We start from the raw sequence: 22,213 nt of genomic DNA, 5'->3' as shown, positions 1-22,213 counted from the left end.
CACGCGAAAAAGTTATTTATAGCTATATGATTTATAGTGATAAAGCCACTGTCTGTCCATTCTTACTGCGCACGCTACCCGCTTCGATAAATAAGTTGTATCCTTTTAATTTCAATCACATTCATATATGAAAAGCTTATTGATTACTTCTGTTAAAGTAATTTTACCTGGTAACGAATTTCATCAGCAGCAAGTTGATGTATTTATCGAAAAGGGAAAGATTGCACAGATTGGAAAATCTGTCAAAGTAGCTGATAAAAACATAGAAACCTTAGATGGTGCCGGAAAAGTTTTAGCGCCAGGTTTTTTTGACCTACATGCCAATTTTGGAGAACCTGGATTAGAAACCAAAGAAGACATCGTTAGTGGAAGCGCAGCAGCTGCTGCTGGAGGATTTACTGGAGTAGCCGTAATGCCTAATACCGAACCGGCGATTCAAAGCCGTTCCGAGGTTGCACTTATTGTCAATACAGCGAAAGGAAATATTGTTGATGTACATCCAATTGGAGCGATCAGTAAAAAGAGAGAAGGGAAAGAACTGGCCGAGCTATTTGATATGAAGCAAACGGGTGCTGTCGCTTTTAGTGATGGAAACAGGAGTGTACAGCAGGCGGGATTAATGAGCAGAGCGTTGTTATACGCTAAGGGATTCGATGGATTGATTTTTTCACATGCTGAAGATGAGTCTATGGCAGGTGGAAACAAAATGAATGAAGGTGCGATGAGTACTTATTTGGGAATGAAAGGTATTCCTAACCTGGCCGAATCGTTAATGGTTTCTCGTGATCTGTATTTAGCGGAATATACTGGAGCTCCAATTCATTTTGCATCCATCAGCACTCCAGAAGCTGTCGATCTGATAAAAAAAGCGAAAGCAAAAGGTCTTCCAGTAACATGTGATGTTGCTGCACATCAATTGGTGTTTACTGACGATGATATTGTCGGTTTTGATAGTAATTATAAGGTAAGCCCCCCATTACGCACAAAGGCAGATCTGAAGGTATTACTTAAAGGCGTTAAGGACGGTACTATCGATGCTGTCGTTTCGCAACACACACCGCATGAAATAGAATTTAAGAATGTTGAATTCCATATTGCAAAAAATGGAATTATTGGACTGCAGACCGTATTACCACTCTTGGTTCGTGCTGGATTAAATGAAGAACAAATTGTCAATAGTCTTTCAGTTAGACCCCGGCAGATTCTAGGACTTGAAGTTCCTCTTATTGAGGAGGGAGCAATAGCCAATCTTGTCGTATTTGACCCTGTGAAGACTTGGAACTTCGATGAAACAACAAATAGATCTAAATCTAAAAATTCTCCATTATTTGGACAGACTTTAAAAGGTGCTGTCGAATTGATCATCAATAATAATCAAATCATAAAAAACGATTAAAACCATGGAAGCAAATATTAAAGCAGCCGTTGAGGCAGGTATATTAAATTATGGCAAGGTTGATGGGATCTCGACTGCCCCGGAATTTCTTGAAAAGATTATTGCCGTATTCAATACGGAAGCAAGTTATTTAGAGAAATTAGAACTGTTGGATCAATCTTTTGATGATTATCCACTTTTTGATGAGTTGCGTGAGGTTTATGTAGACCTTTTACTCATGAACTTTTTCTCCAATGATGTTTTAAAGCTTGAAGATGACTATTTGGATTCCGAGGAATGGGAGGCTATAGAAGATGAAACTATAGATAGGGGAACAGAATTGTTGAATATTTTTCTTTATTTAGGGGAATGCAAGGACGATGAGATTGAACCTGAATTGGATGATTTCTTAAAGGAATTTTTATTAGTTGATGAAGATGAATTTCAGGATGAGCATGAAATTTATGAAGATATCATTGCCAATCAAATTGTAGTAGATAGCCCGTATGCTGAAATTGCAAAAGTAGGAAAAGGATTAAATCCGAGAAGTGAAGTCTACGAACTTTTTTATCCTATCATGAGCTTCTTTAGTGAGTTGAAACCATCTGAAAAACAATTTGAAGAGTATGCAGAAGCGTCTTCCAATAAGGCATTTGATATTGCACTTTACCAAATAATTAGTACTTACTATAACAAATAATTTTTATGGCAGATTCAATCAACCAAAGTAATGTAGGATTTGATGCGGTAATTGACAAAAAGAAAAGTATTATTTACGGTGTTATCCTGGGAATAATTTCTTTCATTCTCGGATTAGTCGTCTTGTTTGTTGTCAAAGACTTAAATTCCTTTTGGGGGGTAATGTCGATGTCATTTATTGTTAATACTGGTCTTTTTGTTATTATTTCTGCGCTTTTCGCTTTCTCTCTTAGGAAAGCAAATGGTGGATACTGGAATTTTTCTATAGCATTAAAATCCATATTTATGATGCTTGCTATTTCCACTATTATTTCAACAATTGGGACACAGGCGTATGTTAATTTCATTAATCCAACTTTACAAGAAAAGGTGGAGACACATACAATTAATGTTACAATTGAGTATATGGAAAAGAACAATGTGCCGGATGAGGTTATCGATTCAAAAATCGCGGAACTTGAAAAGCAAGTTGATGCTATTGGAAAGATAACGTTAGGGCAGGTGCTCAAAGGGTTGGCTATCACGCTGATGTTTCAATTTGTTTTTGCATTACTATTATCAGCCTTGACAAAACGAGAAAAATTGGTGATCAAACAAGAGACCAATTAGTGTTTAATAAAATAAAATTGACCCTATAAGGTATTACTGAAAAAGTAATACCTTTGTTGGTATTATAATACTACATTTTTAGCATGATTAACATTCACATGGATATTTCTGTTGTTGTTCCTTTATTTAATGAAGAAGAATCCTTACCCGAATTGACAGCTTGGATCGACCGCGTTATGGCGGCCAATCATTTTTCCTATGAAATTATTTTAGTTGATGATGGGAGTAAAGATAATTCTTGGAAAGTTATCGAAGAGTTGAAGTTAAAGAACACGAATATTTCTGCGATAAAGTTCCGACGCAATTACGGAAAATCTGCGGCTTTAAATGTAGGCTTTGCTGCTGCACAGGGCGATGTGGTTATTACAATGGATGCAGATCTACAGGATAGTCCAGATGAGATTCCTGAACTGTATGATCGGATCGTGAATAAGGGAGCGGATTTAGTATCGGGTTGGAAGCAAAAACGCTATGACCCATTGACCAAAACAATCCCAACCAAATTATTCAATGGGGTGACAAGATCGATGTCTGGAATTTATAACCTGCATGATTTTAATTGTGGTCTTAAAGCTTATAAGAAAGATGTTGTCAAAAACATCGAAGTTTATGGCGAGATGCATCGTTACATCCCTGTTATTGCAAAATGGGCAGGATTTACCAATATACAGGAACAGGTAGTACAGCATTACCCACGTAAATATGGTACCACCAAATTTGGCCCGGGTCGTTTTGTGAAAGGTTTCTTAGATTTATTATCCATATTTTTTGTCGGGAAATTTTCGAAAAGACCGATGCACTTTTTTGGTGTTATGGGCGTGATTAGTTTTCTTGCAGGTTTATTTATCTCCATTTATTTAATTTGCCACAAATTGATGAGTATCGCCAGCGGCACACCATTTAGAGATATAACAGATCAACCTTTATTTTTCTTTGCGCTGACAGCGATTATTTTGGGAACACAATTATTTCTGACTGGTTTTTTGGCTGAATTAGTGTCTAGAAGCAGCTCCGATCGGAATGATTATCAAATTGAGAAAGTCATTTAATTAATTATGCGAATTGTGATTTTAGGGTCCGCTTATCCGTTAAGGGGCGGTGGGATAGCATCTTTTAATGAACGATTGGCATTTCACTTTCAGGAAGCAGGGCATGAAGTGGACATCTATTCTTTCAGCTTACAGTATCCTAATTTCCTTTTTCCCGGAAAGTCTCAATATTCGGATGAGCCAGCACCAACTGGCCTTCATATTAAGACCACGGTCAATTCCATTAATCCATTTAATTGGATTAAGGTAGGTAAAGAACTAAAAAAGGCAAATTATGATTTGCTTATTGTACGATTTTGGATGCCGTTTTTTGGACCTTGTTTGGGAACAATTCAACGACAAGTTCGAAAAAATAAACATACTAAGATTGTATGCATCGCTGATAATATCATTCCTCATGAACAACGGATAGGGGATAGCTTATTGATTCGTTATTTTTTAAAGTCTGTTGATGCTTGTCTCACCATGAGTAAAAGTGTGCTGGCAGATCTGAAAATGTTAAGCCCGAAAATGCCAGCGGTATATACGCCGCATCCACTCTATGATAACTATGGTGTACATCAGAGTAAAAAGGAAGCACGTCGATTACTTAAGATTGCCGAGGGGGATAAAGTCGTATTGTTTTTTGGTTTTATTCGTCAATACAAGGGTTTGGATATCCTCCTGGAGGCATTGGCTGATCCCAGAATACGTACCCTTGGGGTGAAATTGCTGCTCGCAGGCGAATTTTATGGTGACCCTGCTCCTTATTTGAACCTTATAAAAAAGTATAAACTGGAAGAGTTTATTTTTATGCATACTGATTTTATTCCTAATCAGGAGGTCGGAAGGTATTTTTCAGCGGCAGATTGTGTGGTCTTGCCCTATCGGAGTGCTACACAGAGTGGAATTACGCAGGTTGCTTATCATTTTGATTTACCGATGATTGTCAGTAACGTTGGGGGATTGCCTGAATTAGTTCAGCATGAGTATGTTGGTTATGTCGTGGAACCTGATGCCCGTCAAATGGCCGACGGTATTTTTTCATTTTACCACTACAATAAAGAAGAGCAATTTAGAACAAATATTATTGACGAGAAAAAGAAATATAGCTGGGATACTTTTGGCAATGAACTCCTTAAGTTGGTCGATTGATTGACATTCGTGATTTTATTTGTATATAAAATCAAATTTATCTAAGTTTGGGAGACTGAGGTAGAAATTTAAAAGGAGGAGAGATTTTGTTACCGTTTACACAAAGCAGTTTAACGAAAATAGAGGAGTTTTTCAAAGAGCAGGGGTATAAAGTGAGGTACGAGAAAGGTTCCTTTCGTACCGGTGCCTGTATGTTGCAGACGACAAAAGTGGTCGTAGTCAATAAGTTTTCGAATCTTGAAATAAAAATCCAGTCACTGTGGAATATATTACTGGATATTGATATTGATTCGGAGGTTATTTCTGAAAAATTTCTTCCACTATATGAAGATGTGTTGAAATCAAAAATTGTAGCTTGAGAATAACATTTTTAGGAACCGGAACATCACAAGGGGTGCCAGTAATAGCATGCCAATGTCAGGTCTGTCAATCTGAAGACAAACGTGATAAGAGATTACGTTCTTCTATTCTTATTGAATACAATCAGCATACATTGGTTGTCGATACCGGTCCTGATTTTAGATACCAGATGCTGCGCGAGAAAGTTAGGCATTTGGACGCCGTATTAATGACGCACTCACATAAAGATCATATTGCGGGACTGGACGATGTTAGAGCGTTTAATTATCAGCAGCATAGTTCTATTTCAATTTACGGCACCGAAGCACTTCATGAAGCACTAAAGCGTGAATTTTATTATGCATTTACGGAAATTAAATACCCAGGAGCGCCTAGACTGGATTTGGAAGAGATAAAGGCTGGTGTGCCATTGTCTTTATTCGGAAAGGAAATTATGCCTATCGAAGTCCTGCATTATAAAATGCCTGTGTTGGGCTTTAGAATTGGAGATTTCGCCTATATTACTGATGCGAAGTTCATTTCTGACGAATCAAGAAAATTATTGGAAGGAGTAAAGATTCTTGTCGTAAATGCTTTACAGAAGGAATCTCATATTTCACATTTAACGTTGGAAGAGGCGATTGAATTTGCCGATGATATTCATGCCGACAAAACCTATTTTACACATATTGGGCATCGAATGGGATTGCATGAAGTTGTTTCAGGAGAATTGCCCGAAAATATGTTTCTAGCCTATGACAGATTACAGTTGGATATAACCTAATCTATTTAATATAAAACTATAGTCCTTTTTTCGTTGTTATACCTATAAAAAATAAATTAGGTATTAAATTATAAGGAAATGGGAAATTTACTGTACATCATCGCCGTTATTTTAGTTATCATTTGGGCGATAAGCTTTTTTGGAGGTTATGCGGCTGGAAATAATATCATCCACATTCTTTTGGTGATTGCAATTATCGTTGTATTACTACGTGTTATTCGTGGCAATGCTTAACCATTTAAATTAGTTTTAAATAAAGTTGGGCAATTTGTAAGTCTTGGGGATAGGTGATTTTTATATTCTTAGAATCACCTTCAACAATATAAATACTTTTGCCCGTTTTTTCGACCACTGAAGCATCATCTGTAAAAAGTGGATCTTCATCTTGTTGGTAGGATTTTAACAACAATGCTCCGAGGAAGACTTGTGGAGTTTGTATCAGCCAAATCTGATTTCTATCTGTGGCGGTATTTGTGGATATATTTCCTAAACGCACCGATTCAACACTCTTTTGTGCCAATACAATTGCTTGGTGTTCGTAAGCTCCCTGAAAAGCCTTTCTAATTAAATGGTCCGAAATAATCGGACGAGCTCCATCGTGTACGGCGATGTAATCTTTAGGACCAATGTCGAAGTTTTGTTTAATGTAGTCTATACCGTTCTTTACGCTTTCGAAACGAGTTTTTCCGCCAAATGCAATATGTATTGGTCTGTCAAACTGATACTTTACACATAACTGGTTCCAATAGCTTTCCATTGCTTCACTGATTACCAAGATAACTTCTGAAATGGTGTTGGATTGATAGAAGCGATCAATAGTATGCATCACGATCGGCAGCCCATCCAAGTTAAGAAACTGCTTTGGAAGATCGCTTTTCATCCTGTTTCCGATTCCTGCAGCAACGATTATGGCAAAATTCATGGTATTATTGAAGGGTTTTTATTTAAAAAAAACGTGGATAGTTATGAAGCCATCCACGTTTTCTGTTTTTGTTATATCAAATCATTAGATAATTAACATGGCATCACCATAGCTATAGAATCTGTATTTTTCTTTTACTGCAACTTCGTATGCATTCATGACGTTTTCGTAACCAGCGAAAGCAGCAATCATCACCAAAAGTGTAGATTCTGGCGTGTGGAAGTTTGTAATCATCGAGTTTGCAATACTGAAATCGTAAGGAGGGTAGATGAACTTACTGGTCCAGTCAGAAGCCGCTTTTAAGTGATGGTCTGCAGAAACAGAAGATTCTATTGCACGCATAGAAGTCGTTCCTACAGCACACACACGACGTTTGTTATCGATAGCTTTATTAACAACGCGCGCAGCCTCATCAGTGATGATAAACTGTTCGGAATCCATCTTATGTTTGGTTAAATCTTCGACTTCAACGGTACGGAAAGTTCCAAGCCCAACGTGAAGAGTAACTTCTGCAAAATCAACGCCTTTTAGTTCCAAGCGTTTCATTAACTCTCTGGAGAAGTGAAGTCCCGCTGTAGGTGCAGCGACAGCCCCTTCATTTTTTGCATAGATTGTTTGATAACGGAATTTATCTTCCGGTGTAGCTTTACGCTTGATATATTTAGGAAGCGGAGTTTCACCTAAGATTTCGATATTACGGCGGAACTCTTCATCGGTACCGTCAAATAAAAATCTAATTGTACGACCACGAGAAGTTGTATTGTCAACCACTTCGGCAACCAATAAATCATCATCACCGAAATATAATTTGTTGCCTACACGGATTTTACGCGCAGGGTCTACCAATACATCCCAAAGACGAAGTTCATTGTTCAATTCACGCAACAAGAAAACTTCAATCGTCGCTCCAGTTTTTTCTTTATTACCGTAAAGGCGCGCTGGAAAAACTTTAGTATTGTTTAAGATCATGACATCCTTGTCATCGAAATAATCCAATACATCTTTGAAAATTTTGTGTTCAATTTTACCAGTATCTCTATGTAGGACCATCAAGCGTGATTCGTCACGATTTTCAGAAGGTTCAGAAGCAAGTAATGATTCTGGTAAGTTGAATTTAAATTGAGATAACTTCATCTTTAATAATAGTATATATTAATATCTGCCTTTCAGTGCATTACAGTGCACCAAATACCAGGCTGCCAAAAGCATACAAAGTTATAACTTTTTCGGGTATGGAAGAGCCATATTTCTAATTAATGTATATATTTTTGGGGATTTTGACATTAAATCAAAACTATATTGTATTTTAGAATACAATTATGCTATTTTTTAGATTGATATTGGAGAGTTGTCAGTTTGCTTTTTCGGCATTGAAAGACAATCGTACTCGCACCTTACTTTCGCTGCTGGGTGTGACCATCGGTATTTTTACGATTATTGGTGTATTTTCTGCAGTAGATACCCTACGGAATAATATAGAGGAATCAGTCAAGAAGATTGGCAGCAAAACACTGTATATCGAAAAATGGCCCTGGGATGGCGGCCCAAATTTCCCTTGGTGGAAATACTTGAATAGACCCGAACCCACATACAATAATTACCTGGATTTAAAAAGCCGGATGACGACGGCTGAGTATATGGCGTATATGATCAATATCGGCAATACGACTATTAAATATAAAAATAATTCGGCCCAAGGCTCATCGGTTAATGCTGCGACTTACGAAAATCTTTACATTCAAAATTTGAATATTATAGATGGTCGTTACTTTGCTGAAAGTGAGTCGAGGGGTGGAGCTCTTGTAACTGTGTTGGGCGCAAATATTGCAGAGGGGCTTTTTCCTAATGAGGAACCAGTTGGCAAATATATCAATATGTTAGGCCGAAAAATTCAGGTTATTGGTGTATTAAAGAAAGAAGGAAATGGTGTATTGATTAATACCTCTCCGGATGATACAGCCTTTATTCCGTTTGAGCTGGCTAGAAATTTGGTCAACTATGATAATTTCTCACCGAGTATAGCGATGGTTATTAAATCGAACTACACGCTTGGCGAGGCTGAGAGCGAAGCGAAAACACTTATGCGGTCGATTCGTCGTATATCACCACAACGGGAGGAGAATTTTTCCATTAACCAGACAACAATGATCACAGGTGCATTGGATCAGCTTTTTGGTATCATTAATCTGGCGGGTTTTTCAATTGGTATTTTTTCAATTTTAGTCGGCGGTTTTGGCATTGCCAATATTATGTTTGTAAGTGTCAAAGAACGTACACATATCATCGGAATTCAGAAAGCGCTAGGAGCTAAAAATTTCTTTATTCTTTCACAATTTTTAGTAGAGTCTATTGTACTTTGTTTGTTGGGTGGAGGGATTGGTCTCGTTGTCGTCTATTTTTTGGCTTTTGTGGTACAAGCTGCGACTGGCGTTGCTATTGTGGTCAGTTTGAAAATGGTAATGCTTACTGTTTCACTTTCTACTTTTATTGGGTTAATATCGGGCATTGTTCCAGCTTTAATGGCTTCTCGACTGGATCCGGTAGAAGCGATTCGGAGTAAATAAAAAAGGTATGTTTAAAAGGGCTCAATTTTCGATATTACATGGATTTTGGCTTTTAATCTTTGCTTACAGCTGCCTGTTGATGGCTGAAATTACTTTTCGCTATCGCGGCTTCTCTCTCGATGCTAATTTCTTGATGATTAAGCAGACCGAAATAGAATCACTTTGGTGGTATCGCTACGTTTTTTATATCCATGTTTGCACGGCTATCTTTGCCTTGCCTGCCGGCTTTACGCAGTTTAATACTTATCTATTGAATAAATATCCGCGAGTCCATCGAAGTATCGGGTATTTATATGTATTCGCCATTTTGGTTTTTGCCGCTCCTTCAGGTTTGCTTATTGGATCCGTGGCGAATGGCGGGTTAACCGCTATTATTGCCTTTGAATTATTGGGGCTTGGATGGTGCTATTTTACATGGCGGGCAGTTCGTTTGGCGAGTCAGCGAAAATTTGATAAACACCGTGATTTTATGATCCGTAGTTTTGCATTAACCTGCTCGGCATTGACCCTACGTTTTTGGAAGGTTGCTTTAGTATACTTCTTTCAGCCCAATCCCATGGATGTTTATCAAATTATTACATGGCTGGGATGGATACCTAATTTGTTGCTGGCGGAATTTATTATTTATCAAAAAAATCATAAATTATGAAGAAAAACCTTTGTTTACTGTTATTGCTTGGAGCAGTCCTTGGTTGTAAGGATGGGAAAAGTAAAAAGAATGAAACTGCCGAAATAAAAGATACTGTTGCCGTCGAGCGTGAGGCCCATCAGGAACTTTACGGTAATTGGGTTGGCGACTTTGTCGTTGATGAAAGAACACTTGGAGAAGATGAGGGTTTGCCAACAACGGATTACGCTCCGAAGATAAATCTGACGATAAAGAAAATTACCGATAAAGGAGGTGTTTATGGACAGAATGTTGTAAAGGGGAATCTGCGCTCTTTTGTGGGGAAGTTGGAAGAAAACGGTGCTGATATTCGCTTATTATTGGATGAACCTGGAGACAGAAAATCCGACGGGCGTTTTGAAATTAAGCTTAATCATGACACGCTAATTGGTAACTGGTCTGCGTATGACCAGGGTGTAAAGATCAAAAAGCGAAACTTTAAATTGTTGAAAAAACAATTTGCCTATAATCCAAATCTGATGCTTAAAAATCAGGATGGAGAGGAGGGGACGTTGGTTGACTGGATTAATGAAAAAAGAAAAGAGGAAACTGACGTGGATGGTGACTCAACGTATACATACATTATACAATATTATAGATCTGCATCTCCCGCAGTCTTTACTGTAAATGCGTCTAAGCAAAAGTTGACAGAGAAAGATCTGAAAAACCTCAAGAAATTAGATTTGGAAATTATTCGGAATACCATTTTCGCCCGACATGGCTATGCGTTTACTAAACCCAGCATTCGCCAATTTTTTGAGCCTGTAGATTGGTATGTACCTATTTCAAAAGATGTGAGTGCAGACTTAAGTCAACTGGAAAAAGATAATATAGCCTTGCTGACTAGGTTTGAAAGATATGCAACAGATAATTATGACACCTTTGGAAGATAATTCAGTTGGCATTACGAGACAATATTTATGCGATCAATCACACAAAAAAGGCTTTACATTGTAAAGCCTTTTTTGTGTTTTCAATAGGGATTTTTATCCATTCTTCCGAATGGAAATCGCATTTTTATGCGCCTGTAGTCCCTCGAGTTCAGCGAGTATTTCAACCACTGATCCGATTTGTTGAAGCCCGGTTTCGTTTATATGTTGAAAGGTAACTTTTTTAACAAAAGAATCTACCGATACGCCTGAATAGGAGCGTGCATAACCTGATGTCGGTAGTGTGTGATTTGTACCTGAGGCATAATCTCCTGCGCTTTCAGGTGTTAAGTGTCCTAAAAAAACAGAACCAGCATTGCTGATATAGCGTGTTAAGGATTCCCATTGGTCCGTCTCCAAAATAAGGTGTTCTGGTGCATAATCGTTTGAAAACTGTATGGCCTCCTGAAGCGTCTCAACAGTTACTGCATAGGAATTTTCAATCGCTTTTGAAGCGAGTTCCTTGCGTGGCAAAACCGCTAACTGGGCTACAAGGGCTGTGTTGACTGCATCAACTAGCGCATTGGATGTTGCAACCAGGACTGCTTGACTGTCGGCTCCATGTTCAGCCTGTGCCAAAAGATCTGCTGCCACAAATGCTGGGCTTGCCGATTCATCCGCGACGACCAGCACTTCGGATGGTCCTGCAGGCATATCAATACTGACATTTGCTAGCCCCTGTATGATGGATTTTGCTTTTGTGACAAACTGATTGCCCGGGCCAAAGATCTTATCCACTTTTGGTATGGTCTCCGTTCCAAAACCCATCGCTGCAACAGCCTGAGCACCTCCAACTAAGTATATTCTGTTTATCTTAAGTAATTTTAAACAAAAAGCGATAAAGCCATTGATTTTTCCATTGGATTGAGGTGGAGAACAAACGACGATCTCTTTGCATCCAGCTATCCTTGCCGGGACACCAAGCATTAAAAGCGTGCTTGGTAAAACTGCTGACCCGCCAGGGATGTAAAGTCCAACTTTTTCAATCGGACGGACTTCTCGCCAGCATTTTACACCGGGCATTGTTTCAACCGTACGCTCTCTTTTTAGCTGTGTACTATGGAATTTATGGATATTTTGAAAAGCGATTTCAAGTGCTCTCTGTTGATCACGGCCTATGGTAGACGCCAAAGCGTCGATATCTTCCTCGTCTAAATATAATCTGTCAAGTTCAACTTTATCAAATTTGGCGGCATATTCGCGCAGAACCACATCACCTTGTTGACGTACTTGTTGAATAATCTCCTGAACAACATCCTGAATTGCATTGTTGGGGTCCATATTTCGGGCAACTAATTGTTGTATTTCCTCTTTCCCTAGGGTCTTGTAATCATATTTTTTTAACATAGTCGTACCTCGCGTGTCAAGTTTAAAGGATGATTTTTTCAATTGGCATTACAACGATACCTTGGGCACCTTCAGCTTTTAACTTATTGATCTTATCCCAAAAGTCATCTTCCGTGATAACAGTGTGTACAGCAACCCAACCTTCTTCTGCCAGTGGAACAACCGTAGGACTCTTAACACCGTGTAATAAAGAAGTAATAGCCGGCAAATTTTTCTTTTCGACATTCAATACCACATATTTAGTTTCTTTTGCTAAAAGAACAGATTCGATACGTTGCACTAATTCCGCCAAAACTTCATTGCCTTCCAATCCCTTTCTTCCGACCAATATGGCTTCTGAATTTTTAACATCAGCAAAAGGCTTCAAACCATTACTTTTTAGTGTTCCACCGGTCGATACGATATCACAGATCGCATCACTAAGACCCAAACCGGGAGAAATTTCAACTGAGCCAGATATCAAACGGATATCTGCATTGATCTTATACTCGTCTAGAAAATTCTTTAGGATATTTGGATAAGAGGTTGCGATTGCTTTGCCGTTAAGGTCTTTAACGTCTTGGATGGTGCTATCTTTGGGAATAGCCAGTTTCAACGTACATTTTCCAAAACCAAGCCTCTTGATGTATTCTACTTTGGATTCGGTCTCATCAATGATGTTTTCACCGACGATGCCCAGGTCGGCTATACCTTGTTCCACATATCCCGGAATATCATCATCTCTCAGAAATAATATTTCGAGTGGGAAATTCCCAACCGTGGTGATTAAAGAACTTTTGTAGTTCTCGAAGTCTAAACCACAATTTTTCAGTAATTGAACAGATTTTTCGTTTAACCTACCCGATTTTTGGATAGCAATTTTAAGATTTTTCAACGCTTTATAAATGTTAGCAGTAAATTATTAATAATAAGAAATCAAACAAGAGGGAAGGTATTCTACGTAAGAACACATTAAATTAACATATCGCCACAATGGCGATGATGAAAATGAAAATGATGTACGCAAGTATAGACCATGTTTGTATTAATAACTGCAAGCAAATGTATAGTAAATTAATGGGAAATGCAAGACTATCATTTTAAAATTCTTATCCTAATGGACTTGTTGTTGAAATGAATTCAATTTTCTTGAAAAAATTGTAAAAACTAGGTCATTGATTGGGGAATACACTATAATTTAGACAAAAGACAATGCTGATTTCCTATCCTATAGTAAGCTGTTTGAATTACGCCAATAGTGAGCTGTGAAATTTTGTCCAATCGAAATGTTTCTTGATAGGGTGACAACTCTCATAAATTTCCTTATTTTTAAGGATTGGGGAGTGACTTATTAAGTTAATAACGGATAAAAGTGACAATAGTGGGGGGAGAAGTTGTTGTTTAATAAATTGGAGTAGTGTGTTTAGTGGTACCTAATTCAAGGGAATGGTAAATTAGATCAATTATTTGTTAGATGAAAAGATTAGCTTTTATTTTTATTTGTTGGGTTAACTGTCTTTATGGCCCTGTTCTAGGACAAGAAAGTCCAGCGTCTACGTTAGATATCCGGATATTGGAGTCCATAGCTGAGACTCGGACAGCGCCACAAACACAAACATTTAAAGTGCTTTCTGATATCAATAACTATGTTCAGATAGCCGTTCCTGTTGGTTTACTGGTGGCAGGTGCGGTCAACGATGATAAGGCAATGCGTCAGAATGCCCTGTATGTCGCCAGTAGTACGGCTGTAACAGCGCTAGTGAATGTTGGTTTAAAACATATCTTTAAGCGAAGTAGGCCATTTAAAAAATATCCTAATTTCATATCGGTTCGTACAGCCGGTGGGTATTCCTTTCCCTCTGGTCATACGTCATCTGCTTTTGCTACGGCTTCTGCTTTGTCTCGAGCCTACTCGAAGTGGTACGTCGTTGCGCCATCCCTTTTATGGGCGAGTAGCGTGGGATATTCAAGGATGTATTTGGGCGTACATTTTCCCTCCGATGTATTAGCAGGAGCTGTACTAGGAACGGGAGCGGCCTTTGCTTTGGATGGATTAAAGAAATAATATAGCAATAGAAAAAAAATGATACAAGAGGTTATTAAAATATTGGTTGTTGGATGTGGAAATATGGGCGCATCTCATGCGAAGGCATATCACGATTTAGATGGCTTTCAAATTGTGGGTCTAGTAGCTCGCGGGGAGAGCAAAAGTAAACTGAATGAGCAATTGGGAGGTAACTATAAACTGTTTGAATCTTATGAGGATGCACTTCAGGAAACGAAACCGGATGCCGTTTGTATTGCGACCTATCCAGATACACATAAAGCGTATGCTATAAAAGCCTTTCAGGCTGGCGCTCATGTTTTTATTGAAAAGCCTTTAGCTGAAGACGTGATTTCGGCGCAGGAAGTCGTCGATGCAGCGCTGCAATACGATAAAAAATTGGTTGTTGGATATATTTTGAGGTATCATCCCTCCTGGATCAAATTTATTGAAATATCCAAAACAATGGGAAAGCCACTTGTTATGCGTATGAACCTGAATCAGCAGAGCCATGGGTATATGTGGGATGTGCATAAAAATCTGATGTCTAGTTTAAGTCCCATTGTTGACTGCGGAGTTCATTATATTGATGTCATGTGTCAAATGGTGGGGGCGAAGCCATTGTATGTATCTGCAATAGGTGCACGGTTAACCGATGAGATTCCTGCCTGGAACTACAACTACGGACAATTGCAGCTGCATTTTGAAGATGGGTCCGTAGGATGGTATGAAGCCGGATGGGGACCAATGGTCAGTCAAAACGCTTTTTTTGTAAAGGACGTTTTTGGACCTAAGGGCGCCGTTTCCATTATCGCAAACAAAGCAAGCGATGAAGGTAAATCGGATTCGGTAGCATCCCATACACAAACAGAAAGCCTTCGCGTACATTACGCCGATTTAGATTCGGCAAACGAATTTACGAAGGTCGATGAGTGGGTCAACTTATCTGATGAGCCTGATCATCAAGAATTATGTAATCGGGAGCAATTATTCTTTCTGCAGGCGATTGTAGATAATTTGGACCTTTCTGATTCGATGGAAGATGCTGTTAATAGTCTACGGATTGCTTTGGCATGTGACGAAGCGGTGAAAACAAAACAGATGATAAAATTGTAGTTCATTTTGCTTAGCGATCACGTTTTTACATTTTATGGAAATATGAAGAGAAAAAAGTAAATAAATAAAAAAATAGAGCAAAAGATAGGCTTTTTGGTCTGTCTTTTGTTATTTAGCTACATATTTATCATTCTTATGAATAATTTACTCAGCGTTGCACTATTATTTGGATTATCAATTTCGACAACTTATGCGCAAGATAAGCAATGGCAGATGGAGTTGGTGTTTAAAGGCGAAGTTTCACCTGAAAAATTTGAAAATGAAGTTCCGGAATTTGCAAAAGAGTTTTATGAGCCATTTTTGAAAGGAAAAATGGCTTATCGGAATGTGGAAATTTTAACAGATGCCGATTATTCTTCCACTGTCGTGAATCAAAAAGCACATGCTATTTTAAATCGAAAATTAGCAAAAACATATTCGTATTCGGTCGGTGATGATATTGTTACTGCCGAAGCATACAATCCAGCCTATAAGATTGTCAGTGCGAAGTTAGGGGAGTCGGAAGGTCCCTATGTGCAGCTGCAAGATATGGGCGAGATCGAATCGATAGCGGGAATTACCTGTAAGAAAGCAAAGTTATTTATAAAAAACAATGCCGATTCTGCAGTAGCAACGGTATGGTATTCGGAAGCGGTGCCTACTTATTATTTGACGGCATTTTCATTTATCAATGATTTGCCTGGAGGTGTGCTCAAATTGTCTTTGGGTGAGAACAATGATCTTGGTTTTGAAACAACGAAAGTCACCAATGTATCTTCTGCGGCAGATTTCGAGCTTCCCAAAAATGCAAAGGTGATTGATATCTCGGGGGGAGGTAATACGAGTGAGGGGGAAGATGTGAGTTTATTTGAAGATACTTTCCCATTGGATAAGTCACTTAAATGGACCATGGTCAAGGATAAAGATACCAATGATGAATATTATGGTATAAAAAACATGGCGGGAGAAGATGTGCTGCCTTGCTCTCTTTTCTCTTTAGCGTATTTTAATGAGCAGACTGCTATTGTTTCAGATAAGGATAATTATTTTTGGTTGTTGGATAAGAAGGGGGGGAAGGTAAATAAGGAAGGGTTTGACTGGCTTACGCCAGCAAATCAAAAACTTGCTATTTTTCAGAAGGATGGTAATTTTGGATTGGTTACACAGGAAGGGAAAGTTCTGCTTGACAAGAAGGAAAATATCAGTAAATTTTTAGACAATTATTTGATGTTCTCTGAAAATGGTAAAGTTGGATTGTTGGATGAAAATGGAAAGATTTTATTAAAGGCGACCTTATTATTTCTAGATGCTGATAATGCTGGAAATGTGCTGGTCCGGGAGAAGGAAGGTGAAGAAACGAAGACGCTAGACCTGGACACTTTTTTAAAAACCTATGTGAAGTGATTTAAATGACATGCATTAATATAGATTGATAAAAAAAGGCTTTCGATACTGTCGAAAGCCTTTTTTGTGTCTATTTAATCGTGCATTTCACTATTAAGGAATGTTTAAAAACTTATGTGTTTGTAGTGAAATATCCCATTTAGGGTTTTCTTTTACGTAATCAATAATAGAAGGCGTCATTTCTTTAGATTTCGACCATTCAGGTTGAAGGTATAATCTGCAGTTTGGCCCTACAAGTTGTGCATATTCTTCTCCCCAAGCGAAATCGCTTTTATTGAAAACGATAACTTTAAGTTCACCAGCAGCTTCTAACACATCTTTGCGTGGTGCTTTGAATTTTTTTGGAGATAAACATATCCAGTCCCATTCACCACTCAGAGGATATGCACCAGAGGTTTCAATAAACGTTTTAATCCCTGCCTCATGAAGCCCTTTTGTTAGGTAATCCAAATTATAAATAAGCGGTTCGCCACCCGTAATGACAACAGTTTTTGCCGGATATTTCTTTGCATTTTCGATAATCGAATCTGCGGCTGTAAGGGGGTGGATAGATGCATCCCAGCTTTCCTTTACATCGCACCAATGGCAGCCAACATCGCAACCACCCAATCGTATGAAATAAGCAGCAGTCCCGGTATGGTAGCCTTCTCCCTGAATCGTGTAAAATTCTTCCATTAGGGGTAATAGTGTTCCGTCTTCTGGTACTTGATTTGACATAGTTAAAATTTCAGTCTGCAAAGGTAGCAAATATTAATGAGATGCTCAATTTGTTCTGTTGCTTTTAAGTAGCTGCCCTGTCATTTTTTTATATATAGTAGCTGGTATAATCTGCTTTTATCCCTTTGTTTTTAGGTTCATGTTTAAACAAAGCACATAGTTTACTGCTACCATGCTATCAGCCTATACTATGTTTTCTATTAACAGTGAAACAACACTCTTTTTGTAGAGGTATAACAGGGGGTTAATAGGGATTTACCCCTGTTAACCCCCTGCAATTACCCTGTTAATATATAACCTGATTTTCATTAATTGTTGGGATGTACCTCGGTACCATAGAGCGATATTGTTGGTCAATAAGATCAGATTATCAATCCGTTTTAAACTGCAACGATGAGGATGTAAAGTGTGTAAAGCCAATGAAGTCGGCGTATTTGAACAGTGGAGAGGTGGGGAGCCTGTAAATGCCCTGAATAATGCGTTGAATAGCGCAAAAAACCTGTTATTTTATCAGAATTTTTACTAAATTTGTGTCACAATTTATTTATTGAAAACGTAAGTGTAATAACATAATTGTACATGTTGTTTTATGTTTTCTATTTTTTAACAATTTAAAGATCATAGTTGTAAATGATTAAAATTACACTACCGGATGGTTCCGTAAGAGAGTATCAAAAAGGAATCACTGCTGCAGAGATTGCGTTATCCATCTCAGAGGGGCTTGCAAGAAACGTTCTTGCTGCCGAAGTAAATGGCGAAGTGTGGGATTCTGCCCGTGCTATTGAAAATGATGCTACTGTTAAGTTATTAACCTGGAATGATACCAAAGGTAAATCCACTTTTTGGCATTCTTCAGCCCACTTACTGGCTGAGGCTTTGGAGGCATTGTATCCAGGGATTAAATTTGGTATTGGTCCCGCGATTGAAACCGGATTTTACTACGATGTTGATTTTGGTGATCGTGAATTCTCGTCTGATGACTTTAAAGCCATCGAAGACAAGATGCTGGAGCTGGCTAAACGGAAAGAAACATTTGAACGTAAAGCTGTTTCGAAATCGGATGCATTGGCTTACTTTACTGAAAAAGGAGATGAGTATAAGCTAGATTTAATCAAAGACTTGGAAGATGGAAAGATTACTTTCTACACGCAAGGGGAATTTACAGATTTATGTCGTGGCCCTCATATTCCAAATACTGGGTTTATTAAAGCGATTAAATTGACTAATGTTGCCGGTGCTTACTGGAGGGGTGATGAGTCTCGCAAACAGTTGACACGTATTTATGGTGTTACGTTCCCTAAGGCATCGGAGCTTACAGAGTATTTGAAATTTATAGAAGAGGCGAAAAAACGCGATCACCGTAAACTTGGGAAAGAGTTGGAACTTTTTGCTTTTTCTGAAAATGTTGGTGCAGGTTTGCCACTTTGGTTGCCTAAAGGAGCTGCATTACGTCAAAAGCTGATAGACTTTTTGCAGAAAGCACAGTTAAACTCTGGGTATGAGCCTGTTGTTACGCCGCATATCGGGCATAAGCAGTTATATGTGACTTCTGGACACTATGAGAAATATGGCGCGGATTCATTTCAACCAATAAAGACTCCGATCGAAGGAGAAGAGTTTTTGTTAAAACCAATGAACTGTCCGCATCATTGTGAAATTTATAAAGTAAAACCACGCTCGTATAAGGACTTACCGGTTCGCTTTGCTGAGTTTGGTACTGTATATCGTTACGAGCAATCTGGTGAGCTTCACGGTTTGACAAGGGTTCGTGGGTTTACGCAAGATGATGCACATTTGTTTTGCCGTCCTGATCAGGTTAAAGATGAATTCAAAAAGGTAATAGACTTGGTTCTTTATGTATTTGGAGCGTTAGGCTTTAATGATTATACAGCACAAGTGTCATTACGTGATCCTGAAAACCGTACAAAATATATTGGTACTGACGAAAATTGGGCTTTGGCTGAGTCTGCGATTATTGAGGCTGCTGAAGAGAAAGGTTTACCGACAGTCGTGGAATATGGAGAGGCGGCTTTCTATGGTCCTAAGTTAGACTTTATGGTGAAGGATGCTTTAGGACGGAAGTGGCAATTGGGTACAATACAGGTCGATTATAATTTACCTGAGCGTTTTGAATTGGAATATACTGGAAGTGATAATATGAAACATCGTCCAGTAATGATTCACCGTGCACCTTTTGGATCTTTGGAGCGTTTTGTAGCTGTACTGATCGAACATTGTGCGGGACAATTCCCGTTATGGCTTGCACCTGAGCAATTTATCGTCTTGCCAGTGTCAGAAAAATACGAAGAATATGCGCAAAATGTTTTGAATTCGCTAAATAATTCCGATATTCGCGGACTGATAGACTTACGTGACGAGAAAGTGGGCAGAAAAATCAGAGACGCCGAAGTGAAAAAGCTTCCTTATATGTTGATTGTAGGGGAAAAAGAGGTGGAAAATGGCACAGTTTCTGTACGTAAACATGGCTCAGTGGAATTGGGAACAATGACTGCTGAGGCATTTAGAGATATATTAATTAAGGAAATAACCGTTTAATTTTTAAACATTTGGCATTAAAAAGACCCGGTGGTCCAAGACCACCAATGAGAAAGAAAGAACCAGATCACCGCATTAATGAGTTAATCAAGGTACCGGAGGTGCGCTTGGTAGGAGATAATGTGGAACAAGGAGTTTACCCTACGCGCAAAGCGTTAGAGTTGGCTGATGAGTTGGAACTTGATTTAGTGGAGATTTCGCCAAATGCTGTACCGCCGGTTTGTAAGATTATCGACTACAGTAAGTTTGTTTACGAACAGAAGAAGAAACAAAAGGAAATCAAAGCTAATGCAAAACAGACTGTTATTAAAGAAATCCGTTTCGGACCTAACTCTGGTGAGCATGATTTTGAGTTCAAATTGAAACATGCTATTAAGTTTCTAGAAAGTGGAGAGAAAGTTCGTGCTTATGTACACTTCAAAGGTCGTGCTATTGTACACAAGGATCAAGGTGAGATCTTGTTGTTACGCTTTGCTCAGGCTTTAGAGGATTACGGTAAGGTAGAGCTTTTACCGAAATTAGAAGGTAAACGCATGTTTTTAACAGTAGCTCCAAAGGCTCCTAAAAAATAATAAGAATTCTAACAGATTGATATAAAATTTATAAGTATTATGCCAAAAGTTAAAACCAATTCCAGCGCAAAGAAACGTTTCAAATTGACTGGAACAGGTAAAATTGCAAGAAAAAACGCTTTCAAAAGCCACATCTTGACAAAAAAGAGCACAAAACGTAAACGTAACTTAACACAAACAAGTTATGTATCTGATGGCGATATGGGCAACGTAAAACGTATGCTTGCTATCGGTAAATAAGTTTTATTCGATTTTATTAATAATAATTTTTTAACCGGGTACAAGGTTGTAAGTTCATTGAAATACATGACACCTTCTACCAAACTAATTTTAAAAATATGCCACGTTCGGTTAACGCAGTAGCTTCTAGAAGAAGACGCAAAAAAATCCTAGGCCTTGCAAAAGGTTACTTTGGATCACGTAGCAAAGTTTATACTATTGCTAAAAATACAGTAGAAAAAGGTTTACAATACGCTTACCGCGATCGTAAAACCAAAAAACGCGAGTTTAGAGCTTTATGGATTCAACGTATCAACGCTGGAGCTCGTCAACACGGAATTTCTTATTCCCAATTGATCGGTAAATTAAACGCTAAGAATATTGGTTTGAACCGTAAGGTTTTAGCTGACTTAGCTTTAAATAACCCAGAAGCTTTCAAAGCAGTTGTAGACGCAGTAAAATAGAGTTTTTAATCCGCTGTCAATTTGTTAGAGATATTAAAGGAGCCTGTTAGGCTCCTTTTTTTGTTGTAACGGATGCTGTATCTTTTTTGGGACGTTATGTTCCAAGTAAAACCAATACATGCTGTATTTCATTTTATTTCTTATTCCCCAATTATACTTTTGAGGCATTGACGTAGTATATTACAGCTCATATCCCTTTTAAATCTGAAATTAGGTTTGATTTTTGTTGAACTGTAGAAAATAGAGCATTATGAAACTAAGAACAATTACATTTGGATTTTCGCTTCTTTTGATCGGAAGCTTGGTTATAGCGGCCAAAGAGCCATTTTCCAAGGCTCTAACGAACGATGTGGTTAATCAACAGGGAAAAGTTATCTCGATTGAAGGGGTAAACAATAACCGTACAATAGAGGCCAAAGGAGGAGAGATCGTACAAATAGAAGGAGCTGACAATAAAGTTGTGATTCGTGGCAATGTGAGCAAATTGATTATTGAGGGGAAGGGGAATACAGTAACAGGCAATGACATCGCAACGGTAACGATAGAGGGAGCAGACAATAGGGTCAATATTGGTTCAGTAGAGACCGTTCAGATTGAGGGAGTCAAAAACCATGTCCATTATAAGTCTACGAAGAACAAATCTGGTCAGGTAAAAGTGTCTACTGAAGGCGCGGATAATATGGTGATGAAGATGAAATAATGTAAATCATATTTTCATAAAAAATGGTTTCGTATATTATTTACG

Annotated in this window: 24 protein-coding genes; 19 read left to right on the top strand and 5 right to left on the bottom strand. The window is 38.3% G+C overall.

The window, feature by feature from the left end; all coding sequences use genetic code 11:
- The first annotated feature begins 127 nt into the window (after positions 1-127).
- The 8 genes from B2O97_RS06625 (at position 128) to B2O97_RS06590 (ending at position 6,223) form a co-directional block, all read left to right on the top strand.
- On the top strand, positions 128-1,396 hold the full coding sequence (locus B2O97_RS06625) for a dihydroorotase (protein ID WP_070567702.1): 1,269 nt from the start codon (positions 128-130) through the stop codon (positions 1,394-1,396).
- Positions 1,397-1,400: 4 nt separating this feature from the next.
- Positions 1,401-2,075 carry a hypothetical protein gene (locus B2O97_RS06620; protein ID WP_070567700.1) on the top strand — a complete coding sequence of 225 codons (675 nt, stop codon included), beginning with the start codon at positions 1,401-1,403 and terminating at the stop codon, positions 2,073-2,075.
- Between the two features lie 5 nt (positions 2,076-2,080).
- Positions 2,081-2,683, top strand: a complete 603-nt coding sequence (locus tag B2O97_RS06615; RefSeq protein WP_070567698.1) for a DUF4199 domain-containing protein — start codon at positions 2,081-2,083, stop codon at positions 2,681-2,683.
- A 98-nt stretch (positions 2,684-2,781) separates the two neighbouring features.
- Positions 2,782-3,732 (top strand): glycosyltransferase family 2 protein, encoded by a 951-nt coding sequence (locus tag B2O97_RS06610; RefSeq protein ID WP_046674669.1) that lies wholly within the window; start codon positions 2,782-2,784, stop codon positions 3,730-3,732.
- A gap of 6 nt (positions 3,733-3,738) precedes the next feature.
- On the top strand, positions 3,739-4,866 hold the full coding sequence (locus B2O97_RS06605; RefSeq protein ID WP_070567696.1) for a glycosyltransferase: 1,128 nt from the start codon (positions 3,739-3,741) through the stop codon (positions 4,864-4,866).
- 86 nt (positions 4,867-4,952) lie between these two features.
- On the top strand, positions 4,953-5,225 hold the full coding sequence (locus B2O97_RS06600) for a hypothetical protein (protein WP_070567695.1): 273 nt from the start codon (positions 4,953-4,955) through the stop codon (positions 5,223-5,225).
- On the top strand, positions 5,222-5,989 hold the full coding sequence (locus tag B2O97_RS06595; RefSeq protein ID WP_286767140.1) for an MBL fold metallo-hydrolase: 768 nt from the start codon (positions 5,222-5,224) through the stop codon (positions 5,987-5,989). The genes B2O97_RS06600 and B2O97_RS06595 overlap by 4 nt, the downstream gene beginning before the upstream one ends.
- Before the next feature lie 78 nt (positions 5,990-6,067).
- Positions 6,068-6,223: a lmo0937 family membrane protein gene (locus B2O97_RS06590; RefSeq protein WP_104382583.1), complete on the top strand. Its 156-nt coding sequence runs from the start codon at positions 6,068-6,070 to the stop codon at positions 6,221-6,223.
- A 4-nt stretch (positions 6,224-6,227) separates the two neighbouring features.
- Here B2O97_RS06590 and B2O97_RS06585 read toward each other — a convergent pair whose 3' ends face one another.
- Together B2O97_RS06585 and queA are read right to left on the bottom strand one after the other, a co-directional pair.
- Positions 6,228-6,911 (bottom strand): 2-C-methyl-D-erythritol 4-phosphate cytidylyltransferase, encoded by a 684-nt coding sequence (locus B2O97_RS06585; protein ID WP_070567691.1) that lies wholly within the window; start codon positions 6,909-6,911, stop codon positions 6,228-6,230.
- An 84-nt stretch (positions 6,912-6,995) separates the two neighbouring features.
- On the bottom strand, positions 6,996-8,045 hold the full coding sequence (queA, locus tag B2O97_RS06580) for a tRNA preQ1(34) S-adenosylmethionine ribosyltransferase-isomerase QueA (protein WP_070567689.1): 1,050 nt from the start codon (positions 8,043-8,045) through the stop codon (positions 6,996-6,998).
- 185 nt (positions 8,046-8,230) lie between these two features.
- On the opposite strand from queA, the gene B2O97_RS06575 reads away from it, so the two are divergent.
- From B2O97_RS06575 to B2O97_RS06565, 3 genes are all read left to right on the top strand, one after another.
- On the top strand, positions 8,231-9,475 hold the full coding sequence (locus B2O97_RS06575) for an ABC transporter permease (RefSeq protein ID WP_175442026.1): 1,245 nt from the start codon (positions 8,231-8,233) through the stop codon (positions 9,473-9,475).
- A gap of 79 nt (positions 9,476-9,554) precedes the next feature.
- Positions 9,555-10,124, top strand: coding sequence for a DUF2306 domain-containing protein (locus B2O97_RS06570; protein ID WP_236560230.1), 570 nt, complete (start codon positions 9,555-9,557; stop codon positions 10,122-10,124).
- Complete coding sequence (locus B2O97_RS06565; RefSeq protein ID WP_070567683.1) at positions 10,121-11,035, top strand: YARHG domain-containing protein; 915 nt, start codon at positions 10,121-10,123, stop codon at positions 11,033-11,035. The genes B2O97_RS06570 and B2O97_RS06565 overlap by 4 nt, the downstream gene beginning before the upstream one ends.
- Before the next feature lie 93 nt (positions 11,036-11,128).
- Here the strand turns inward: B2O97_RS06565 and hisD are convergent, their stop codons facing one another.
- Positions 11,129-12,418 carry a histidinol dehydrogenase gene (gene hisD, locus B2O97_RS06560; RefSeq protein ID WP_070567681.1) on the bottom strand — a complete coding sequence of 430 codons (1,290 nt, stop codon included), beginning with the start codon at positions 12,416-12,418 and terminating at the stop codon, positions 11,129-11,131.
- A 22-nt stretch (positions 12,419-12,440) separates the two neighbouring features.
- Complete coding sequence (hisG, locus tag B2O97_RS06555; protein WP_070567679.1) at positions 12,441-13,292, bottom strand: ATP phosphoribosyltransferase; 852 nt, start codon at positions 13,290-13,292, stop codon at positions 12,441-12,443.
- Between the two features lie 579 nt (positions 13,293-13,871).
- Between hisG and B2O97_RS06550 the strand changes: the two genes are divergently transcribed.
- From B2O97_RS06550 to B2O97_RS06540, 3 genes are all read left to right on the top strand, one after another.
- A complete protein-coding gene (locus B2O97_RS06550) occupies positions 13,872-14,462 on the top strand; it encodes a phosphatase PAP2 family protein (RefSeq protein ID WP_070567677.1) in 591 nt (196 codons plus the stop codon).
- Positions 14,463-14,480: 18 nt separating this feature from the next.
- The gene (locus tag B2O97_RS06545; protein WP_070567675.1) at positions 14,481-15,557 is read left to right on the top strand and encodes a Gfo/Idh/MocA family protein; all 1,077 of its coding nucleotides are present in this window, start codon (positions 14,481-14,483) and stop codon (positions 15,555-15,557) included.
- A 135-nt stretch (positions 15,558-15,692) separates the two neighbouring features.
- Positions 15,693-16,940 carry a hypothetical protein gene (locus B2O97_RS06540; RefSeq protein WP_070567673.1) on the top strand — a complete coding sequence of 416 codons (1,248 nt, stop codon included), beginning with the start codon at positions 15,693-15,695 and terminating at the stop codon, positions 16,938-16,940.
- Positions 16,941-17,033: 93 nt separating this feature from the next.
- On the opposite strand, the gene B2O97_RS06535 is transcribed toward B2O97_RS06540, so the two are convergent.
- Positions 17,034-17,657, bottom strand: coding sequence for a 7-carboxy-7-deazaguanine synthase QueE (locus B2O97_RS06535; protein ID WP_046674459.1), 624 nt, complete (start codon positions 17,655-17,657; stop codon positions 17,034-17,036).
- Positions 17,658-18,287: 630 nt separating this feature from the next.
- Here B2O97_RS06535 and thrS point away from each other — a divergent pair.
- The 5 genes from thrS (at position 18,288) to B2O97_RS06510 (ending at position 22,168) form a co-directional block, all read left to right on the top strand.
- Positions 18,288-20,213, top strand: coding sequence for a threonine--tRNA ligase (thrS, locus tag B2O97_RS06530; RefSeq protein WP_286767139.1), 1,926 nt, complete (start codon positions 18,288-18,290; stop codon positions 20,211-20,213).
- Positions 20,214-20,224: 11 nt separating this feature from the next.
- Positions 20,225-20,785, top strand: coding sequence for a translation initiation factor IF-3 (gene infC, locus B2O97_RS06525; RefSeq protein WP_083295912.1), 561 nt, complete (start codon positions 20,225-20,227; stop codon positions 20,783-20,785).
- Between the two features lie 39 nt (positions 20,786-20,824).
- Positions 20,825-21,025: a 50S ribosomal protein L35 gene (gene rpmI, locus B2O97_RS06520; protein WP_002993964.1), complete on the top strand. Its 201-nt coding sequence runs from the start codon at positions 20,825-20,827 to the stop codon at positions 21,023-21,025.
- A gap of 98 nt (positions 21,026-21,123) precedes the next feature.
- Entirely contained in the window at positions 21,124-21,468 is a 345-nt protein-coding gene (rplT, locus tag B2O97_RS06515; protein WP_046674462.1) for a 50S ribosomal protein L20, read from the top strand.
- A 250-nt stretch (positions 21,469-21,718) separates the two neighbouring features.
- Positions 21,719-22,168 (top strand): DUF3060 domain-containing protein, encoded by a 450-nt coding sequence (locus B2O97_RS06510; RefSeq protein ID WP_070565655.1) that lies wholly within the window; start codon positions 21,719-21,721, stop codon positions 22,166-22,168.
- Positions 22,169-22,213 lie beyond the last annotated feature (45 nt).

It is taken from the genome of Sphingobacterium sp. UBA865, from assembly GCF_002295765.1.
GTDB classification, from domain to species: Bacteria; Bacteroidota; Bacteroidia; order Sphingobacteriales; family Sphingobacteriaceae; genus Sphingobacterium; species Sphingobacterium multivorum.
Note: the sequence above shows the minus strand (reverse complement) of the source record. Positions and strands in the feature narration are given on the sequence as shown.